Origin of the sequence: Paenibacillus phytohabitans, assembly GCF_013141775.1 — a bacterium.
Lineage (GTDB): Bacteria > Bacillota > Bacilli > Paenibacillales > Paenibacillaceae > Paenibacillus_AQ > Paenibacillus_AQ phytohabitans.
Genome location: NZ_WHOB01000021.1, coordinates 242,966 through 263,974, shown reverse-complemented (window position 1 = coordinate 263,974; position 21,009 = coordinate 242,966). Strand labels below are relative to the sequence as shown.

Below are 21,009 nucleotides of genomic sequence, written 5' to 3'. Positions count from 1 at the left end.
GCTTTACCGTTATGTGACGGATGTTTTTTTACATCTTATCCCTTTATCCCTGTTGTCGCAATCCCGTCTACGAAATACTTCTGCAGGAACATGAAGACAACAGTAGCCGGAAGAATGGATACAAGCGACATAGCAAGCAGCTGGCCCCACTCCGCCGCAGATTGGGAATCGTTGATCATGCGCAGCGCAAGGCCGACTGTATACTTATCCACCGTGTTGATGTAGAGGAGATGGCCCAGGAAATCATCCCAGTTCCACAGGAAGCAGAAGATGGTCACCGTAACGATCGCCGGGAAAGCCAATGGCATAACAACTCTCCAGAAGATGCCGAACCAGGAGCATCCGTCGATTTTGGCTGATTCATCAAGCTCTCTTGGAACCCCGCGGATGAACTGGATCAGCAGGAAGACGAAGAAGCTCCCGCCCGCCCCGCCTGCCAGCAGATGGGGAATGATAAACGGTAAATACGTATTGACCCAGCCCAGCTGATAAAATAAAGCATATTGCGGGATGATCAGCACCTGTCCGGGCATCATCAGGGTCAGCATCAGAATCGAAAACCAGAAATTCTTCAGCGGAAAATCCAGTCTCGCGAAACCAAAGGCAACCAGCGTACAGGATAACAGGGTTGCAATAATGACAGCAATTTCAAGCCCGAAGGTGTTGAGATAGAAATCTGTAAAAGTGTGGCCGGGAACCGAATTCCAGCCCTTGGTGAAATTGTCCCAATGCGGGACCGCCGGGAAGATTCCCGGTGAGCTAAGCTCGGTGCTGTCTTTCAGGGAAGCTCCAATCCACCAGACAATCGGATAGACCATGACGAAGCTGAAGAGAATCATGAACAGATGACGGATTGCCGGCTTCCATTTCAATGTTGTCATTTACGTTGTTTCCCTCCAGTGTCTGTTTCATAGAATACCCAATACTTCGAGGTGTAAGAGATCAGGACGGTTGCAGCAACGATGGCGACCAGCATAATCCAGGCGAGTGCGGAAGCGTAACCCAACTCGTAACGGCTGAAGGCCCTCTCATACAGATACATTGCATAGACATAGGTGGAATTCATCGGCCCTCCGTTCGTAATCACAAAAGCGGAAGTGAACATCTGAAAGGCGCCAATGACAGCCATGATCAGGTTGAAGTAGAGGATCGGTGACAGCATCGGCAGGGTGATTCTGAAGAATTGCGTTCTCTTGCTGGCCCCGTCAACCGAGGATGCCTCGTAGAGATCATTCGGGATCTGCTTCAGTCCTGCGAGAAAGATTACCATGGTGGAGCCGAATTGCCAGACGGTCAGCAGAATCAATGTGCCAAGAGCTGTGTCCGGATTGGTAATCCAGCTTTTCCCCTCTATTCCAAACACAGCAATCAGCTTGTTGAAAATCCCTTCTACTCCGAAAATGTTACGCCAGAGCAGGGAGACCCCGATGCTGCCGCCGATAAGCGACGGGAAATAGATCGCCGTACGGTAAGAACTAATTCCTCTCACCGCTTTGCTGAGAATCATGGCAACGAATAGAGCGGCTGCCAGCTTCAGGGGCACGGATGCAAGCACATACATGACGGTTACTTTGGCAGATTGAATAAATTTCGGGTCCGCCGTAAAAATCCGTTCATAATTGCGGGACCCGATCCATTGCATCGGCTGCATCAAAGTGTAGTCGGTAAACGAATAGTACAGCGATAAGAATAACGGATACGCCGTCAGCGCCAGAAACCCGATCAGCCAGGGCGCAATAAATAAATAGCCCGCAAGCGGAGCGTTCCATCTGCTGCGAAAGTAGGAGCTTTTTCTCGGCAATGGAGCCGCTTCGGCTAAAGTCGTTGTGGAACGGTTCATCTGTAGGTCACCTCTTGTGGTCAATTTGGATAACTCAAGTATATAATTGGCCCACACCCGGCTAAATGAGGGGAATGCTCGAATTCTTTCAAAATATAACGGTAATTCCAGGGAACCAAATAGTCCGGAATAAAGCCCGGGACATGGCTGTCCCGGGCTTTTCGTTCAACTATAGAATATATATGCCTTACGCTATAAATAATCCTTCTATTTCTCGTAGGATTGCGCTGCTTCCTTAAGCTGCTTATAAGCTTCTTCAGGCGTGGATTTCCCGAAGCTCAGCTGGTCACGGACAAGCACCCAGTCTTTATCCACGAAGTTCGTCCAGCCTCCGGCTCCGGCCGACCAGGTCTGGCCATCCGGCTCAGTAGCACGAAGGAGCCCTAATCCTACTTTATCCAGTTCACTCATGTTAGCTTCCAGAAGGGCGGCATTGTCCTTATTGGCCGGCAGGCCGCGGAAGGTTTGGGTGACTTGAGCTGCCTCCGGATCATTCACGAACCAGTTGATGAATTTCTTGGCTTCTTCGGCATGCTTGGAATTCTTGGAAACGGCCAGGAACATGGACGGCTTCAGCCAGCCTCCGGCTTCTTCGGCACGCGGCATCGTTACAAGGGCGTAAGCTCCCGGTTTAATACTGTCCCAGGTTCCCAGGTTGTTGGAGAAGCTGTACCGGAACAGGACTTTGCCTGCTGCCAGCAGGTCCATTTGCGGATCATTCTCCTTATCGGAGGCATTCACATCCGCCGGAGGAACCAGGCCTTCTGTACGCAGCTCCTCAAATTTCCGGGTCCATTCCAGGTACATGGCTTCATCCACATTGAAATGACCGTCATCCGTGATAACCTGCCCTTTCCCCCTGGCGTATTGGTAAGCCGAATACATGAAGTAGTTCCCCGCATAGTCCAGGGTGAAATACTGGCCGTCCGGCAGCTTTGCTTGGGATTCCTTGGCTAAGGCGAAGAAATCATCCCAGGTCCAGCCATTGGCCGGATTGGCAATCCCCAGCTTATCCATAGCGGCTTTATCATAAACCATACCAAAGGCTACTGAGCCCAGCGGAACGGCATACTGTTTGCCGTCCAGCTGGCCGCCGGCCAGCAGCTTCTCATCGAATTTGCTGACATCCACCTCTGGCGCCAATTCAGTGAGTTGCTTGCGGGCCATCCAGTCCGGCATCCAGCCCGGATCGAGCTGCACGATATCCGGAGCGTTATTGGCCGCAGCCTGGGTAGATAATTTGTCCAGATATCCGTCCATCCCGGAATACTCCGGCTCAAACGTTACATTCGGATGATTCTTCGTGTACAAGTCCAGCGCAGCCAAGGTTGCCTCGTGGCGCGGCTGGGAGCCCCACCACATAATCCGGAGTTTGACAGGTTCACCGCTGCTAGGAGCTGTAGTTGCCGCAGCATCAGTACTGGCAGGTGCCGCAGTTGCAGCACCTGCATTGTTTGCTCCATTCCCTCCGCCGCCGCAGGCAGCCAGTGTACCCAATATAGCTGTCATGGCTAACAGCGAAAGAGAACGCTTCCATTTCAACATCTTTAACCCTCCTGTATACATCTGACTTCTCTTACTACATTGTTATAGTAACAATTAGGATTTGAAGTTCATATAAGAGCAATGCACGAATTATTATAAAATCTCCCGGAAATGAAGTCTACGTGCATGCCAAAAACGCTCAAGGGCTGTTCCGCTATCATAGATAGCGGGGCAGCCCTGAGCGCCCCATCTGCATTCGTCTAATTCATCATACTGGCGGCAATGCGGATGATATCATCCTTGGTTAACTCCGAATTCTCCTGGCCAACCGCCACGGAATAGATGATCTGCGCTTCTGGGTCAGACCAGACCAGTTTATACTTATACCCCAAGTCGAGCTCCGTGTTGCTGGAGTCATCAAGATAAATGAGCTGCTTGCCGCCTATCTCAACATTCTCCACCTTTGTCTTTTCGCTCCACGGCAGCGGATATGCCGGTCCTGAATTGTCATCAACACGTGAGACACCGATTCTTACCTGAGTCTCCCCCTTCTTGTATATCAGCGAGGAATACTGGTAGACAAGGTTCTCCGCCTTCTCTACTCTCCAGGTCAGCCGGAAGTTGTCCCCCAGGTCTCTCGCGTTTCCGCCCTCAAGCTGCTTCTCATCTGGAACCTTTAGGAAAGAAGGCTTGATGATTGCCTCGTCCAAGACATACCCTTCCGGCATATACGCCGGTTGCTTCACTATCGGAGTGTTGTGCTTCTCTACGCTGGTCTTATAAGCTGCATACTCCTTGAACGTGAGCGGTGGAAGGTACATGTTAAGACTCCCCTCTTCCTGCCGGTCTTCACGCGCAATTACATAGGTGGCATACTCTCCGGGAAGCAGCAACTCCTTCATGAGTTCGTGCCCTTTTGAATATTTCTGGCTGTAGAGCTTACTCTCCTGGTAGGCTTCATCCTCTATACCCGGCTGTGCCTCAGGAGTATAGGGCATCAAGGGTTCTTTCGCCTTCTCTATCATGCCGCCCGATGCCGTCGCCGGAAGCGGCTTATAGGGCAGCACCTTGTACTGAGCCCCGGCCCCCTGCCGTTCGGCCCCTTGCCGGACTTCACCGGAATACTGGGCATAACCGCCGCCCAGCAACACTACTACAAGGAGTGCCGCCACCCAGCCCTGCACCCGAATCCGCTTCCGTCTCTGCCCTGTTCCGGCTTCTGTCTCAACCCTGCGCATAGTGTTAGGAGCATCTTCGTTTGGCGGAAGCGTCTGCACCGTTGTCTGCTCTTCATCAGCAGATAAAGTCCCGCCAAGCCCGAGCGCTTTCATTACCGGGTCATGAACATCCACGGGGAGATAATTAGCAGACCGGTCTCCATCCTTCAGGAACCGTTCCTCCGAAGTCAATTCACTCTTGCCCATAATTGTTTCTCCTTTCTCTCAATCGCTTTTTTTAGCTTGTCTCTGGTCCGTCCATATCTTTTGCGTACGGTAGCCGTACTAACACCCAGAATTTCGCCGATTTCCGCAAACGATTTATCTTCATAAATACGCAGAATCAACAAGTTCCGGTCTTCCACATCAAGCTTCCCCAGGGCGGCCGAGACCGGCTCGCTGAACAGGCGGTTCTCAACCATTTGTTCGGCGCTGTTCACCATAACGTCCTGCCGGAGCAGCTTGCGCAGTTGAAGCTGGAATTTCTGCCGCCGCAACAGATTCAGACAATGGTGGTAGGCGATCTTGTAGAGCCATGAGACAAAATCCGCCTGCGGCTTGAACTGGCCGATGTTCTGATAAGCCTTGATGAGGACATCCTGCACCGCATCCTCCGCCTCTTCCTTGCTGTTCAGTAGCCGGAAGCAGTAGAAGTATATCCGCTGCTGGTACAGCCTGATCACATCGGAGTACAGGTGGGCCTCTCCGGCCTGTATTCTCCCAATCTTCTCTTCAATAGAATTCACGGTGGTCTCCTTTCTTCTATTTCTTCTGTTTCTATAGATATAACACTTGAGCAGTCTCAAGCGTGACAATTATTTATGCCGGGCTCCATAGCAAAAGAGACCAACAGATATGATTCTGTTGATCTCGTTATGTAAAAACCATGTGTTACAGCTAGCGTTACAGCCATAGCAGCACACGGGCGAGCGGCCGCCGAAGCTTAGCACGGAAATGTTGTACGTTCTACAACTCGGACGCCCAAATACCGGGGAGTTCGGGAGAATTGTTGTACGAAATACAAGAATTTTCCTGACAAGCGGCTTGGAGAAGGAGAAATGCTGCATTTAATACAACAATTCACAATTATGGCCGGGATTAAGAGGATAATGTTGTATTCTGTGCAGGATTACAAAGGCAACCGGATTCCAGCTGCGCAAAAAACAGGTTAAACGTGGGTTGAGCAGGTGCTGAACAGGATTGACGTGGGTGGAACAGGATTGACGTGGTGGAACGTTAGTTAAACATTAGTGGAACGTTTTTTGCAGACAGCATTCAATCGTTAACTCAGCCCCAACAAAAAACACCTGCCCACGTTAAGAGGCAGATGTTAATTAAAACACCAGATTCAGCGGATACCCGCCTAGCACCGCACATGCTTGCGTTTAAATCCGACGCGGCCTTTTTCGACGGCCTTTTGAATATTGTCGTAGGCATTAATGGATTTGCCTGCAGGCTTGTCCTTGCCCACCTCTACCGGACCTACTTTCTTCGCTGTCTCACTCGCCAAGTCATGCAGCGGCGAATAGGATACGGCTACTGTGTAGAGGAAATTGTTCATTGAATATTTGGTACGCTCCGGCGCCTCATGAATACTCTTGCTCACCAGCTCCAGCATACCCGCCAGCTTGCTCTCAGAGAATTCCTTATCCGGGCGGCTTCCCAGCAGCCAGCAGTAACAGCTCCAGCCCGCCGACATTCTCAGGTCCTCGCCGCTCGCGATCCATTTATCGGCAACCTGCTGGGCGATATCCGCCTCCGCCAGAGTTACGGCCACCACGAAATCAGACAGCATATAGAAATAAGCCCCGTCCATCCACCGGTCATAATCGGCTTCCGTCATCCCGTTAGGGTCAGCAATGATTCCGGCAAAATACATCGCGTCATAATTCCCCGTCGCATATAGCTTTTCAGCCAGCGGCTGATTGATTTTAGTTTTTTTGAAAATCGGCTTCATCGCCCCGGTAGCTACACCAAAAAGCGGTTCCTGCGCGCCATTCGAGCTATATATTTTCTTGGTTCGTTCCTTGCCGAGCTCTTCCAGCTCCTGCATGACCATTTCTGCATTCATTATATAACACTCCCTTTATCCGAAGTATTCTCTTCAAAGTGATCCCTTAAGCCTGACCGGCATAACCGGTTACTGAAATTGTACTGTACGGTTCGCGCAGCCGCAACCTACCGGAGATACACCCGAACCACAATATCCTGGTCATGATTGCCGAAGCCTGCCCCATACAGCGTCAATCCGCCTACATGTTCTGCCTGCTCGTCCACCGTGAACCGAAGCGTCCAGAACGGCTCCTGCAGCTTCACCTCGTGAATGGTCACCTCCGACATCTGCACTCCATCTATAAAAGTACCCGAAGCGTCAATGCGGATCGTCTTGAGCAGCCCGTACTGGTTCACATTCCGGTGCCACCATTCGGGCGTGTATCTGCCGCGTGCCGCTCTGCCGAAATCCGCGGGACTCGTCCAGGCTCCAAGGAACACACCATTAAACGTGAAGCCGATATCCGACGGCCATTCGTCCCTTAAGCCGGGCGCTTCCGAAGCCAGCTCCATGGACATTTCAAGGAAGTCCGCCGTCTGTCCGGCGGCCAGATAGTTGGGCATTTTATACTCCACGTATCCTCTGCCAAACCATAGAATCGCAGCATTAACCCGCTCGGGATCCAGAAAATAACGTGGATCATCCCACACCCCAATCTCCATCTCATGTGTACCCAGCCCGCAGGTTGGATGGACTTCAAACGCCGTATAATGACCCACAGAAATGCTCTGCTCGAGCATCTTCGCGTCCTTGCGGGCAGACGGCAGCTGGATATCAATGCTTGCTGCTTTGAGGAAGCACAGCTTATGCGTCCCCCCGTTCAGCCGGACCCTGCGGCTTCCGGTCAGCCCGGCTGCTTCGAGCTTCCGGATGTGCAGGGTGACGATGGATGGGCTAAGCGCAAGCTTATCCGCGATATCCTTCACATTCATTTCGTGCTCGGCAATGAGGCTCATAATTCTCCACCTGACTTCACTGGCCAGCGCCTCGTATAAAGGCATGAACTCCGGTTTCCCGTCTGCTTTTATCATCATGATTATCTCCTGATCACTGAATTCATATTTCTATTAATTTAACCGATTTAAATCCCGCAGACAAGCTTAATCTATTGCTATGAATCTCAAGTTGGTGTTTAATTTCCTTAGAAGTGATCATATTGAATTTATATATATATGAATTTATAGAAGAGGTGTATGTATGAAATACAACAATCCGGTAATCAAAGGCTTCTACCCTGACCCCAGCGTATGCAAAGTGGACGGCATCTATTATATGGTCTGCAGTTCCTTTCAGTATTTCCCTGGAGTGCCTATCTTCGAGAGCGCGGACCTGCTTAACTGGAAGCAAATCGGCCATTGCCTGACCCGCGGGAGCCAGATTCAGCTGGGTACGGTGAGCAGCTCCGGCGGCGTGTTCGCCCCTACCATCCGCCACAATAACGGCCGTTTCTACATGGTGACTACCAATGACACGACCCGCCAGAACTTCTATGTCTGGACGGACGATATTTACGGCGAATGGTCGGAACCGGTCTATGTCGATCAGGGCGGAATCGATCCGGATTTGTATTTTGAAGACGGCAAGACTTTGTTTATGAGCAACGGGTTGGACGATAACGGTACTCCAGGTGTGATTCAGTGTGAAATTAACATTGAAACGGGCAGCAAGCTGTCGCCGAGCCAGTCTATCTGGCAGGGAACGGGCGGACGTTATCTGGAAAGCCCTCATCTCTATAAAATCAACGGGTATTACTACCTGCTCGCAGCCGAAGGAGGTACCGAATATGGTCATATGGCGACTTATGCGCGGGGGACTTCCCCTTCCGGTCCGTTCGAGGCCTATGCGAATAATCCTGTCCTGACCAACCGCAATCTGGGCGGCTATGAGCTGCAGGGTGTCGGACACAGCGATCTGATCCAGGATGAGCTGGGGAACTGGTGGCTCCTGCATCTGGGGTTCCGGCAAACCGGACGCTGGCTCACTTACCACCATCTGGGCCGCGAAGTGTTCCTGACTCCGGTGACCTTCGGCGAAGACGGCTGGTTCACAGCCGGGCATAACGGAACGGTGCTTCTGAGCTTCGAGACGGACCGCATTCCGGATACGGTGGTTCAGCAGGAGAAGAAAAGCTATACTTTTGCGAATACCGGCTGGAATCTGGACTGGGCTTATCTCCGACATCCGGCCACAGAGAATTATCTGCTGGGACAAGACAAGCTGACGTTACAAGGCACAGCGGTGACGCTGGATGTTCCGGCATCCCCGACCTTTATCGGCCTCCGCCAACGGGATTTCGACGCGGTGATTACCTGCAATATAACGCTCACAGGCGGAGAAGCCGGCATCACGCTCTATATGGACGAGAATCATCATTATGATCTGGCAATCCGCAAGGAGGAATCGGGGTACCGGGTAGTCGAACGCCTCAATATTGGAGATGTCAAATCCATCCAGCATGAAGTGGATCTGGGCAGTGACAATCAGGCTACGCTGTTGATCAAATCCGGTAAGGAGCAATACAGCTTCTTCATTAGCAGTGAACACGGTGAAATCCCCCTCGGCACGGCCCAGACCAGATACCTCTCTTCCGAGGTGGCCGGAGGATTTACAGGGGTACTCATCGGACTGTACGCCTGCGGGGAAGATGCTTCGGCGGAGTTCACGGAGTTTAAGTGCGAGTATGTGTAACAAGCAGAAGCAGAGCCTGCGGGTATCCGCGCTTTAGCTCTGCACCGCTTTGCGTATATCCGGGATACCAAAAAACAGGGAGCCCCCGTTACGGGAGCTCCCTTAATGCATTCTTATCAGCGATCCGGTAGTTTATCAGATCGCGAATTGCCGCTTCTTTACTTCCTGTCTTCCACAGGAATATCCGGTAAGAGGGGCCGGCCTTCCGGATAAGCACATTGATTCAGCTGATCGCCAATCCATGCTTTGCCGTCTTCGCCCGTTTCTTTTTTCCAGATCGGTACAATCTGTTTAATCCGGTCTATCACATATTCATTCGCCTCGTAAGCAGCCTTACGGTGCGGCGAAGATACAGCGATCACCACAGCGATATCCATAATTTCAAGCTTTCCTACCCGATGTGTCACAGCAACCCTGGTATCCGGCCAGCGTTCTCTGACCTCCTGCCCGATGCGTTCCAATTGCGTGAGCGCCATAAGCGGATACGCTTCATATTCAAGATATAATGTCCGCTTACCCTGCGTGAGCTCCCTTACCGTACCTATGAATAAAGTGACCGCTCCCGCTTCTCTCCGCAGAACTTTATCAGATACCGCCTGCGGCTGAATCGGGTTGTCTGTAATTTCGAATAATGCACTGCCCAAGTGATCACTCCCTTTCCATATCTGCGTGCAGCAGATCCTTATATTGCTCAGGTGTATCAATATCTGCAGTGAAATCCTCATGTATACCCGCACCAGCTAGATCGTCCTTGTCTACCCCTAACCAGTGCATGGAATCTAATAATCCGGATAGCCGGTACTGCCGTGTATCCAGTCTTTCATTAATATCAGCCAGAATCCGCTGCGGCCGGTATACCCCATGGAGCATCTGATGTTTGCCATTCATTACGGGAAGAACAGCCTCATAGTCCCCTTCCATGAGCCGGGTAAGCATCCACGAAGCGGCGGGAGCGGAGATGTTAGGGATATCACAGCCCACAACCCAGGCATATTCCGTCTCCACCCCGGCAAAAGCAGCATGAAACCCGCTCATCGGTCCATGCCCCGCATAGATGTCCGGAAGATACCGGATATCTCCTTGCGGAGGGTAATCCATGTACGGAGAAGCATCGTTCGTAACAACAATTATTTTAGAGCAGACGGTTCGCATTTCCTTCAGCTGTCTATCCACGAAACGCTCCCCTTGATAGGTCAGGAGCGCTTTATTCTGGCCCTTCATCCGGGAATTCTGTCCGCCTGCCAGTATGATTCCAGTCAGCAAATTAAGCACCTCCCGTAAAATATTCCCGCTCCATTTGATTAGAGAAGTGACAGAGCCAGAGAAAGAACTTCTTCATCAATAAGCGCTTGATCCTGCAGAGGCAGTACAGGGATAGTATTCGGGCTGACCGGAGAGGCTGCCCTGTGCTTAACCTCGTTCTCCTCCCAGCTCAGCCATAGGCATATATTCGCAGTCTGGTTTCGCAGCAGGCTCATCTCGTCTGCATTGCGGATCAATGCGATTTTGGGATAATCCGCAGACTTGAAGCCTTCTGCAATCAGCAGATCAACCTTACCGTACATAGATGCTGCGATGTCTTCCAATGAGGTTTCGGACTTCCGCATGATTCTTGTAGCCTCTGACGAGGTCAGTACAGCTTCAACTGCACCGTGCAGCAGATGCTTGCTGCTGTCTGTGCCCGGATCATCCAGTTGAAAGTGGTGGGCATCATGTTTGGCCGACCCGACACGCAGCCCACGGGCGGATAAGGCGCGGATTAAGCGGCAGGCCAGGGTTGTTTTTCCGCTATTCTTATAACCGACAATTTGCAGTACAGGAACTGGTCCCCGTACTGCTGCATGTTGAGATTCCATAGTCACGTTGCAGCCTCTCCTTCATCATAATAACGTTCAGTGATAACCCTGGGGAGCAGCGCATATCTTGTGCTTCAAATCACCCGCGTCCCCCATCAAAAAAAGTATAGTTAAGGAGTCTGGCATCCTCACAGGCCATGATAGTTCAGGGTAGGAGGTCATGTTTAGTATGAAGAAATATATCCCTAACCAGCACGGCGCCTGGGCGATGCTCGTTCTGCCCTTTCTGTTCGGGGTAGCCGCATCCCGGGGGCAGCTTATACATATTCCGCTGTTTGTCTGCTGGCTGCTGATCTATTTGTTCAGCTTTCCTTTGCTGCAGGGGGTGAAGACAAGGAGATTCAAGCGTTATGCCCAGCCCTTGAAGCTGTATGGCATTCTGCTGCTCCCTTTGATCATCTATCTGGTGGCAGCTGAGCCTGTGCTGTTATGGTTTGTTCTGCCGCTCGTGCCTTTGTTCGCTGTGAATCTCTATTATGCTAGAACCAAAAATGAACGGGCCCTGCTCAATGACATCTCGGCCATAGTGGCCTTCTGCCTGATCATCTATCCGGTCTTCTATGTCGGTCAGGGCGGGAGCTGGCAGACTGTGACCGAGCTGTTCGTGCTGGCCGTGCTGTACTTCACCGGAACCGCATTATATGTCAAAACCGTCATCCGTGAACGGAACAATATCCGCTTCTATTACGGCTCGGTGCTCTATCATCTGCTGGTTGCAGCAGCCGGACTCTTCCTGTTTCCGTCTCTGCTGGTTCCGCTGCTGATCCTGCTCCTGCGGGCGGCCATCCTGCCTAAGACGGGCATCACTGCCAAACGTACCGGAATCATCGAGATCGGCTTCTCCGTTATGTTATATGTGTCTGTGCTTGTGCTCTACTTCTAGCGTATAAAATAACCCCAAACGTATAAAATCAGGAAGCTCTTCTGCCGGTAATCACGGTAGAGGAGCTTCCTTATTGCTGCGTAATGCTATTCCACAATCATATCCTGATTGCTCGATCCCGGCGGCACAATGGGGTATACATTGCTCTCCTCGGTAATATCGAACTCCATAACAACAAGCCCCTCCGTATGCAGCGCAAGTTCAATAATCTGCTCCGCTTCAGCAAGCGTGCGTGCCCGGAACCCGTGGGCGCCGAAGGACGCCGCCAAGGCGACAAAATCCGGCGAGCTGATCCGCACCGAGGAATACCGCCGGCCCAGAAACAGCTGCTGCCACTGTCTTACCATCCCCAGATACCCGTTCTTAAAGATCGCAACCTTGACGTTCAGCCCATGGTCAACAGCCGTCATAATCTCCTGCATATTCATCTGAAAGCTTCCGTCCCCTGTAATGCAAACCACATGGCGGTCAGGAAAAGCAACAGCGGCGCCGATTGCAGCAGGCAAGCCGTACCCCATGGTGCCCAGTCCGCCGGAGGTCAGGAACGACCGTGCTTCCGAGAACTCGTAGTGCGTAGCCGTCCATATCTGATGCTGGCCGACATCTGTGGCTATAATCGCATCGCCCGCTGTAGCCTTTTGAATGCATCCGATAACCTCCTGGGGAGTCATCTTAGCATCCTGGCCCTTGCTCGATTTCACCGGACGCTTCAGCCAGGCCATGACCTGCTGATCCCAGGCGGAATGCTCCGCTGCCTGTACTTGTCCCCGTAATCCGCTAAGGAAATCTGCACAAGAACCGGTGACCGCAAGATCTATGGGAATGTTCTTGTTCAGCTCGGAGGTATCCAGATCCACTTGAATTTTATAGGAACCCGGCGAGAACGCCTTCCGGTTGCCCGTTACCCGGTCACTGAACCGCACACCGAGACACAGCACAACGTCAGCACCCTGGAGTGCACGGTTGGCAGCCACTGTTCCATGCATCCCGACCATGCCCAGATGCAGGGAGTGTCCGGACGGGAAAGCTCCGAGGCCCATCAGCGTGCTGGCTACAGGAAGTCCCAACTGCTCGGCGAATTCCTTCAGGAGTGCCGGGGTCTCCCCTTGAATACAGCCTCCGCCAATAAGCACAAGCGGCCGCTGCGCACGGTTCAGCCGCTCTGCCGCCAGCTGAATATCCGCAGGATCTATGAAATAATCGGTCTGGTACCCCCGGATAACCGGCGGGGAGGACTGAACGGAGAAGTCACCTGCTGCAGTGAATTCCGCATTCATGACATTTTTCGGCAGATCGATCAGAACCGGACCGGGCCGTCCTGTTGTCGCCACATGGAACGCCTCATGTATAATTCTTGGAAGCTCCTTGATCTCCCTTACGATATAATTGTGTTTCGTAACCGGCATCGTCATTCCGTAAATATCCACTTCCTGAAAGCTGTCCAGACCAATAAGCTCGGTGGATACCTGGCCGGTAAGGACAATTAACGGAACCGAATCCATGAAGGCGGTAGCAATTCCGGTGACGGCATTGGTTGCTCCAGGACCGCTGGTAACAAGGGCTACCCCCGGGCGTCCCGTCGCTCTTGCGTATCCGTCCGCAGCATGGACCGCAGCCTGCTCGTGTCTGACCAGCACATGCTGAATCCGGTCACAATCATAGAGCGCGTCATATAAAGGCAATACGGCACCGCCGGGGTAGCCGAACAGGGTCTCAATCTTTTTCTCGATCAGCATCTCAATCAGCAGCTGTGCTCCGTTCATAAGTTCAGTTCGTCTCCCGTCATATACAATGTAGTTTCAGGCTGCATTCCTGCCCGCTCAACCGCTGAATAATGCGTTCTGTGCTTAACCTCCAATATAGGACATGCCGATCTTGGTTCTGTTCCCCGCGGTCTGTTCTGTCCGCTCATCGGAATAGCGGTCAGCGCGATTCTCCCAGACGTCTCTAATGGCAGCCAGCAGATGTTGATCATCCGCGCCGCTGCGGAGCATTGCCCTGAGATCCAAGCCGTCCGATGCGAACAGGCAGGTATACAGCTTGCCGTCGGAAGACAGCCGGGCCCGCGTGCAGGAGGGGCAGAAGGATTCGGATACGGAAGTGATAAAGCCGATCTGCGCCTGACTGCCTTTGTAGCCATAACGCTGCGCCACCTCGCCGAAATAATCGTGCTCCAGGGCTTCCAGCACAAATGTACCCTGGAGGCGCTCCAGAATTTCTTGTTTGGTAACAACCTTCTCATAGCTCCAGCCGTTGTCGTTGCCGGCATCCATGAATTCGATGAAGCGCAGCGTTATATTTCTATCCTTGAAGTAGGCCGCCATCGGCACAATCTCCGATTCGTTCACCCCTCTTTGTACCACCATGTTTACTTTGACCTCAAAGCCGGCTGCTATGGCATAATCAATATGTCTCAAAATCGCTCCAGGCTTGTAACCCCGCCCGTTCATTCTGCCGAACAGCTCAGGCTCCAGAGCATCCAGGCTGACATTCAGCCTGCGGAGTCCCGCAGCATAGAGCGGCATTGCCTGCCCGCCCAGCAGTACCCCGTTCGTCGTCAGCCCCATATCTTCGACACCACGGATAGCACGGATTCCGGCAACAAGCTCGGGCAGGCTCCGCCGCATGAGCGGCTCGCCTCCGGTAAGCCTGATTTTGCTTACGCCAAGGGAGACGAAGAGCTTCGTCAGCCGGAGAATTTCTGCAAAGGTAAGCAGCCCGCTTGCCGGGAGGAAGGCATGATCCTCTCCGAACACTTCCTTCGGCATGCAGTAGGAACAGCGGAAATCACACCGGTCTGTTACCGAAATCCGCAAATCATGGATCGGCCGCCGCAGCTGGTCCTGCAATGGATGAGCAGTCATATGTCTATCTCCCTTCCGGTAAGCTTACAGCACCCATTCGTCCGTACCTTCCTCAACGCCGAGGAGCAGTACATCCACAGGATCGCCTGCAGCATAACCTCTTGTCCCGCCCGGCAGCACAATCAGCGAATTCCCGCGTGCGATGGAGGATACCGCATTCGATTTATTGAAGCCGGCAGGACGCACCGAGGTCCGGTCATGAACAGCCCGGATAAACCGAGTGAACGGATTGGCCTTCAGGAAATCCTCTCCCAGTACGGCTGTCGTACGCGGCAGATAGACTTTATCTGCCCCCATCATCGTGAGCAGGGCGGGCCTGACAAACAGCTCGAAGCCTATGAAGCACGCCGACGGATTGCCGGACAATCCGAATAGGCACTTCTCCCCGGCAACCGCGACTGTAGTCACGCTGCCCGGACGCATCGCCACCTTGTTGAACAGCACATCGGCCCCGAGGCGCTTGTATATTTCCGGCAAGTAGTCATAGTCGCCGACGGATACGCCGCCTGTGGTGATCAGGCAGTCTGTTTCTGTCATCGCCTGCCGGACCGTCAGCAGGCATTCTTCCAGCTGGTCCGCTGCCGTATCGTACATCCGGTAGGGTATACCCATCCGGGCGAGCTGGGCAGCGATCATCGGCCCGTTGCTGTTGCGGATTCTACCGGGTTCAAGCGGAGCCGTCACCTCCAGCAGCTCGGTTCCCGTTGACAATATGCCTACAACCGGCCGCTTGCCGACCCGCACCTCCCCATACCCGAAGGTAGCCAGCAGCGCCACAGTTCCGGGATGAATGAAGCTGCCTGCCGGAACGATCCTTTCGCCTGAGCGCATATCTTCACCCTGCAGGGACAGATTCTCCTGCGGGGCAAAGGATTTGCGGATGGTAAACGTCCGGCCGGCCTCCGAGGCCTGTTCGAACATGACTACCGCATCTGCACCCACCGGCAGCGCGGCTCCCGTCATCAGACGGACGGCTTCGAATGCCCCAAGCGTAACCTGAGATATCTCCCCTGCGCCGATATGATCTACAACCGTGAAGCTGATCCGGCTGTTGCCGGAAGCACCAACTGAATCTGCCGAAGCAATTGCATACCCGTCATAGGGTGACCGCGTAAAATGCGGAACATCATGGGTTGCCGTCAGCGGCTCCGCCAGGATGCGTCCATAGCTTGCGGCAAGCGGCACTCTTTCTGTACCTGTGCAGCACACTCTTTCGGTTACCCGGAATACAGCTTCCGCCACGGTAACCGGATTTCTGGTCTTTTCCACCTTCATCTGCTCCTAACTTGATGCCGGACCCAGTAGAATCGGCTATGCCGTCCTGTATGGAAAGGGATGGGCTGCAGCGGTTCAACGCCACTTCCTCCGGTTATTTCTGCGTAATATCGCTGAATGTACCTACATACCGGACATCCTCGCCGGTGTCATCCTTCACAGCGTTGATGTTCAGCCACTGCAGATACTCTTCCCCGTTCTTGCGCCTGTTCCAGATTTCGCCCTGCCACATTCCCGTCTCCCTGACCTCCCCCCACATGACGCGGTAGAATTCTTTGGATTGGCGGCCTGACTTGAGAATGCTGGGCTGTCTGCCGAGAACCTCGTCCTCCGTATAGCCGGTGAGCTTCGTGAAGGCCGGATTGACGGTCTTAATCAAACCGGAAACATCGGTGACCAGAATCCCCTGTCCGGTAGAATTGAACACTTCAGAGGTAAGCGCAAGCCGGTCCTGGAAATAGAGCCACACGACCAGCACCAGACTGGCCAGCGCCACCTGGGAGAGCAGCATGAACCCGATGGAATATTGCCCGGTCACCGAATAAATCACCGACAGCATGATCGGAGGGAAAAAGCCGCCCAGGCCGCCCATCATCGATACAATTCCGTTCGCGACACCCGCCTGCTTATTGAAATACAGCGGAACTAATTTGAAAATGACTCCGTTACCGATTCCTGCACTGAACGCAATCGCAAGGCATCCGGCTGTATATAATCTCATGTCTGGCATAAAGGCCAGGATAATAGCGGCAATTGTATAGATACTGAATGTGCCGGTGAGCAGGAACAACGGCTGGAACTTGTCGGCAAGCCAGCCGCCTACCGGACGGAAGAAGGTCGCAACGGCAATGAAGCCGGCTGTGCGCATCCCGGCATCCACCTTGTCCAGACCGAAATTCGATACCAGAAAGTTAGGCAGATAAATCGTGAAGGCCACAAAGGAGCCAAAGGTAATGAAATAGAACAAGGAGAACAGCCAGAGCTTCTCATTTCGGGATACGCCTTTGATTTGTTCGATAATCGGGGTTTTGAGCTTAGGCTCATGACGGTCCCCGAAGAAGAAATTCAAGGCGATGAACACCAGCAGCAGAATCAGATACATTTTCACCGCAGGGGCCCAGCCTATCTGTGCCGCCACCATCGGAGCAGAGAAGGTTGTGACCGCCGTGCCGATGTTCCCGATCCCGTAGATTCCGTTGATCAGACCATGCTTATCTTTGGGAAAATATTTCGGCAGAGAGGTCACCCCCACTGAGAATACAGCCCCGCCGATTCCAAGGAACAGGCCTCCGATAATCAAGTGAGTAACCGTGGACGCTTCACTGATGAAGTAGACCGGAAACAACAGCAGGATAAAGCTGGACATAAAAATAATGCGTGCTCCCAGAATGTTCGCATAATAGCCCAAAGGAATTCTTAGAATTGAGCCAAGCACCACCGGAATCGCTGTGACCATCGCAAGTCTTCCCGGAGGGATGCTAATGTCCTCGGAAATAAAGGGCATCAGGGAAGAGATGATCACCCACACCATGAATCCGGTAATCAGGTTTAAGGTTTGTAGCGGCAATTGCACTTTTTTAATCATTCGACTCACCTTTTCGCCGTTTATTCTCTTGATTATTCGCATGAATACTTCCTGTACTCATTGTATCCGCCGGTCCCCCGGCTCAGATATAGGGGAGTCCCCTTTCCCTGACAGGGGAAACCCTAAAAAAAATAACCCCGCACAGCGGGGCATTGCTCCAGACCTTATTCACTCCTGCAACTCCTGCCACAAACGAAACATCTCACAATTTCTCTTATCGCCTACTTCGGGCTTCGGCCTCTGTTACATTAGTTGGATAAACGTCACTTAATTTTATTTCTTTCCTCTAATCTGACTGTTTGCAGCATATTAAGTGCTGTTTTTCCCACTGCTGTTTGACAGGGGAGGCTTTGTTCACTGACAAGTGGAGAAAATCCAATTATTTTCGGAAGACGCTGCATTTAAACCTAACCCATGCTGTTGCAAGTGACTTAATCTGCCTCCCCCGATTTATCCAGATTTCTTGTTGTCTAATTTGCTGTGCACAAAAAAAGCCGCCCCACATAGGAGCAGCTTGTTCATGCATTCTCACGTAATAAGCGTATTCAGCTGTTGGCTTAACCGCTCTTTGTTCTTCGCGCTAAGCTGATGCTCAGCCATCGGAAAGATAACCGTCTCTTCTTTGACAAAGTGTACCGTCAGCACCTCAAAGGCTTCCCCTGCATCCTTCACCGCAGCACGGATATCCTCAAGCGTCATCAGTTCGGCATTGCCCTCTGTGTGATGCAGGAAATGTCCAATATACCCTTCAATCTCGCGGTGCTCCTCCTGGATGCCTACCAGCGGCCCTTGTTCAAAACCGATGTAACGGCCCAGCAGCGGAAAAAAATGCGTTTCTTCCTTCACGGTATGCTTCTTCAGCGGGCCCGTAAACTCCAGAACCGCCTTACGCAGCTTATGAAGCTGAGCTCTGGCTTCTTCCGGAGCGGGCTGCTCCCTCTCAAACCAAAGTACGATATCATGCCATTCTTCCATCAGAAAGGATAAATAGCGGTGTTCATTCTCAAGAATGCGCATGGCGGGCACCGTAAACTTGAGCCCTGCATGTTCCGGCATCAAGGCTTACCTCCATTCGCCGGTCAGAAATCCAGCATTTTTTTCCTCAAAGCATACTCGACCAGCTCCGGCCGGCTCTTAAGGTTTAATTTCTCCATAATTTTCGCCTTGTGGGCCTCCACTGTTTTCACTGAAATGAACAGCTTCTCGGCGATTTCCTTGTTCCCGTATCCCTTGGCAATGAGCGGCAGGATCTCGAGCTCCCGCTTGGATAACAGCTCGAACAGATCCTCTGTGCCTGCCGTTTTATCCTGCTTGATGAACTCACGGACCAGCGAGGTTGCCATCTTGGGATGAATATAGGTGCCGCCTTCATAAATGGTCCGGATGGCCAGCAGCAACTCCTCGTCCGGCGCACTCTTGAGCACATAACCGGAGGCCCCGTTCTTCAGCACATGGAAGAGATATTCATCATCGTCATGCATCGTCAGAATCAGGATTTTGGTATCGGGGTAATCCTCTTTAATCTTGCCGGTAGCGGTCAGCCCGCTCTCTCCCGGGGGCATGCTTAAATCCATAATCAGAATGTCCGGCCGGAATTTGGCGACCATGGTGTAAGCTTCCCTGCCGTCTGCCGCCGCTCCGATCACTTCAATGTCATTCTGAAAATTGAGAATCATGGAGAATCCGCTGCGTACGATCGCATGGTCGTCTGCAATGACGATCTTCATCAAAAGCTCATTCCTTTCCTCGCGCAAATCATACAGGCACCTGTAAAATAATCACCGTACCCCTGCCTATCTCTGAATCTACGCTGAAGGTGCCGCCCACCAGCTCCGCCCGCTCCTGCATGCCAAACAGGCCAAGTCCGGTTCCATCCGGCTCGTCACCCTGATTAAAGCCGGTTCCCTTATCCTCTACCCGAAGCAGCAGCACGCCGTCCTTTTCGGTAAGTGAAACTTTAACACTGTCAACCTGCGCATACTTCAGGGCGTTCAGCACAGCTTCCTGGCACACACGGTACATGACGGTTTCGATCTCACTCCCATACCGTTTCTCGGAGAGCCGGGACTCATAATCAATCACCAGGCCATAGGTTTGCTCCACCCGCTTGAAGTGTGACCGGAATGCGGCTTCCAGGCCGAAATCATCCAGAGCAGCCGGCCTAAGCTCTACCGAAAGGTTGCGGATATCATTCAGAAGCCGGGTCATGGAGACCTCGGTCTGCTTCATCTTCTTCAGCAGCTGCTCATCCGCTGTCATATATTTCAGCACACGCAGATCAATCACGGCACTCATCAGCTCCTGGGCCACGCTGTCATGCAGTTCCCGGGAGATCCGCTTGCGTTCATTCTCCTGCGCCTCAATGATATGCTTCATCATTTTGTTCTGGTAGAACTTCTCTTGCGTCTTGAACTGTCTGGTCAGATCCCTAAGCATAAATACTCTGATGCCCTTCTCGTCATCTATGGTGTGGAAGGTGGCGGCATAAGGGACAACCCCCTTATCCTTCGTCTCCAGATATACCTGGTATGAGGTGAACTCCTCGGAGTCCGGTGTATGAAAATAACAATTGAGGCAGGTACGGAGCTCCGTCTCACTCGTGTATCCCCGGCAGGTCCCGCAAAGCGCCTCAGGATTCCCCTGATACAGCTGCTTCAGAATATCCTTGTCCACGATGTTCTCGGCAGCCGGATTCATGGCCAGGGCTTTCCCTTGCCGGTCAAAAAAGAACATCGCCTCCGAGCTGTTCTCAAACAGCTTTGTCATGAGCAGACTCTGCAGATCCGTTCCGGGTGTCATCAACTGAGCAACAATTCCTTTCCGTTCAAGTCTCCAATCCCCTTACGCGCTGCCCTGTCCAGGTCCCCCAGCATGTCAGGGCTTACCTGCCGTTCGCCCCTGAAACCGCCAAGAAGCACGCCTGCGACACGGGCATCATTCCACACCGGCACAGCCCCGATGCTGCTCAGATTCTCCATCTTGGTAATGGGATAGTTAAACAAGGTATCCGGCTGCACATCTGTCTGCACAGACGGGATTAAGAAAGGCTTGCCGGTCTTGAACACGATGCCGGCAATCCCTCTGCCGGATTGAAGGACAATCCGTTTGTAACGGTCCGTTGTGTTCCCTGAGGCGTATTTCCACCGGATGACATAGTCATATTCCGCCGGTTCAGCAAAAGCCAGCGACATGAAGTCATATCCCAAAGCTATGCGCATCCGGTCAAGCTCGATTTGGTAATCCACCTTATTGTTCATCGTTTC

20 protein-coding genes are annotated in these 21,009 nt (G+C 52.5%); 2 read left to right on the top strand and 18 right to left on the bottom strand.

Annotation, left to right across the window (positions count from 1 at the left end):
• Positions 1-35: 35 nt before the first annotated feature.
• From GC101_RS09245 to GC101_RS09215, 7 genes are all read right to left on the bottom strand, one after another.
• Positions 36-881: a carbohydrate ABC transporter permease gene (locus GC101_RS09245; RefSeq protein WP_171716994.1), complete on the bottom strand. Its 846-nt coding sequence runs from the start codon at positions 879-881 to the stop codon at positions 36-38.
• On the bottom strand, positions 878-1,840 hold the full coding sequence (locus tag GC101_RS09240) for a carbohydrate ABC transporter permease (protein ID WP_171716993.1): 963 nt from the start codon (positions 1,838-1,840) through the stop codon (positions 878-880). Before GC101_RS09240 ends, GC101_RS09245 begins: the two co-directional genes overlap by 4 nt.
• A 207-nt stretch (positions 1,841-2,047) precedes the next feature.
• Entirely contained in the window at positions 2,048-3,385 is a 1,338-nt protein-coding gene (locus GC101_RS09235; RefSeq protein ID WP_171716992.1) for an ABC transporter substrate-binding protein, read from the bottom strand.
• Between the two features lie 200 nt (positions 3,386-3,585).
• Entirely contained in the window at positions 3,586-4,749 is a 1,164-nt protein-coding gene (locus GC101_RS09230; protein WP_171716991.1) for a hypothetical protein, read from the bottom strand.
• Positions 4,731-5,288, bottom strand: coding sequence for an RNA polymerase sigma factor (locus GC101_RS09225; protein ID WP_342423934.1), 558 nt, complete (start codon positions 5,286-5,288; stop codon positions 4,731-4,733). The genes GC101_RS09230 and GC101_RS09225 overlap by 19 nt, the downstream gene beginning before the upstream one ends.
• Before the next feature lie 617 nt (positions 5,289-5,905).
• On the bottom strand, positions 5,906-6,613 hold the full coding sequence (locus GC101_RS09220) for a DNA alkylation repair protein (RefSeq protein WP_171716989.1): 708 nt from the start codon (positions 6,611-6,613) through the stop codon (positions 5,906-5,908).
• A 107-nt stretch (positions 6,614-6,720) separates the two neighbouring features.
• Entirely contained in the window at positions 6,721-7,626 is a 906-nt protein-coding gene (locus GC101_RS09215; RefSeq protein WP_171717060.1) for an ArsR/SmtB family transcription factor, read from the bottom strand.
• A gap of 166 nt (positions 7,627-7,792) precedes the next feature.
• Here GC101_RS09215 and GC101_RS09210 point away from each other — a divergent pair, with 166 nt between their 5' ends.
• Positions 7,793-9,283, top strand: a complete 1,491-nt coding sequence (locus GC101_RS09210) for a glycoside hydrolase family 43 protein (protein ID WP_171716988.1) — start codon at positions 7,793-7,795, stop codon at positions 9,281-9,283.
• 158 nt (positions 9,284-9,441) lie between these two features.
• Here GC101_RS09210 and GC101_RS09205 read toward each other — a convergent pair whose 3' ends face one another.
• From GC101_RS09205 to mobB, 3 genes are read right to left on the bottom strand one after another with little or no spacing between them, the layout of a single operon-like run.
• Positions 9,442-9,927 (bottom strand): molybdenum cofactor biosynthesis protein MoaE, encoded by a 486-nt coding sequence (locus GC101_RS09205; RefSeq protein ID WP_042134724.1) that lies wholly within the window; start codon positions 9,925-9,927, stop codon positions 9,442-9,444.
• Positions 9,928-9,931: 4 nt separating this feature from the next.
• Positions 9,932-10,546, bottom strand: coding sequence for a molybdenum cofactor guanylyltransferase (mobA, locus tag GC101_RS09200; protein ID WP_171716987.1), 615 nt, complete (start codon positions 10,544-10,546; stop codon positions 9,932-9,934).
• Between the two features lie 38 nt (positions 10,547-10,584).
• A complete protein-coding gene (mobB, locus tag GC101_RS09195) occupies positions 10,585-11,139 on the bottom strand; it encodes a molybdopterin-guanine dinucleotide biosynthesis protein B (protein ID WP_246354251.1) in 555 nt (184 codons plus the stop codon).
• 169 nt (positions 11,140-11,308) lie between these two features.
• On the opposite strand from mobB, the gene GC101_RS09190 reads away from it, so the two are divergent.
• Positions 11,309-12,022, top strand: coding sequence for a YwiC-like family protein (locus GC101_RS09190; RefSeq protein ID WP_171716985.1), 714 nt, complete (start codon positions 11,309-11,311; stop codon positions 12,020-12,022).
• Positions 12,023-12,108: 86 nt separating this feature from the next.
• Here the strand turns inward: GC101_RS09190 and ilvB are convergent, their stop codons facing one another.
• From ilvB to GC101_RS09150, 8 genes are all read right to left on the bottom strand, one after another.
• Entirely contained in the window at positions 12,109-13,785 is a 1,677-nt protein-coding gene (ilvB, locus tag GC101_RS09185) for a biosynthetic-type acetolactate synthase large subunit (RefSeq protein ID WP_171716984.1), read from the bottom strand.
• Positions 13,786-13,869: 84 nt separating this feature from the next.
• On the bottom strand, positions 13,870-14,886 hold the full coding sequence (gene moaA / locus GC101_RS09180; protein ID WP_171716983.1) for a GTP 3',8-cyclase MoaA: 1,017 nt from the start codon (positions 14,884-14,886) through the stop codon (positions 13,870-13,872).
• Between the two features lie 24 nt (positions 14,887-14,910).
• Entirely contained in the window at positions 14,911-16,161 is a 1,251-nt protein-coding gene (locus GC101_RS09175) for a molybdopterin molybdotransferase MoeA (protein ID WP_171716982.1), read from the bottom strand.
• Between the two features lie 94 nt (positions 16,162-16,255).
• Positions 16,256-17,746 carry an MFS transporter gene (locus GC101_RS09170; RefSeq protein ID WP_171716981.1) on the bottom strand — a complete coding sequence of 497 codons (1,491 nt, stop codon included), beginning with the start codon at positions 17,744-17,746 and terminating at the stop codon, positions 16,256-16,258.
• Positions 17,747-18,274: 528 nt separating this feature from the next.
• Positions 18,275-18,802 carry a hemerythrin domain-containing protein gene (locus tag GC101_RS09165; protein ID WP_171716980.1) on the bottom strand — a complete coding sequence of 176 codons (528 nt, stop codon included), beginning with the start codon at positions 18,800-18,802 and terminating at the stop codon, positions 18,275-18,277.
• Between the two features lie 23 nt (positions 18,803-18,825).
• Positions 18,826-19,473, bottom strand: a complete 648-nt coding sequence (locus GC101_RS09160; RefSeq protein ID WP_039308190.1) for a response regulator transcription factor — start codon at positions 19,471-19,473, stop codon at positions 18,826-18,828.
• 28 nt (positions 19,474-19,501) lie between these two features.
• The gene (locus GC101_RS09155) at positions 19,502-20,545 is read right to left on the bottom strand and encodes a PAS domain-containing sensor histidine kinase (protein ID WP_246354250.1); all 1,044 of its coding nucleotides are present in this window, start codon (positions 20,543-20,545) and stop codon (positions 19,502-19,504) included.
• Positions 20,545-21,003 carry a GAF domain-containing protein gene (locus GC101_RS09150; RefSeq protein ID WP_042134708.1) on the bottom strand — a complete coding sequence of 153 codons (459 nt, stop codon included), beginning with the start codon at positions 21,001-21,003 and terminating at the stop codon, positions 20,545-20,547. The genes GC101_RS09155 and GC101_RS09150 overlap by 1 nt, the downstream gene beginning before the upstream one ends.
• Positions 21,004-21,009 lie beyond the last annotated feature (6 nt).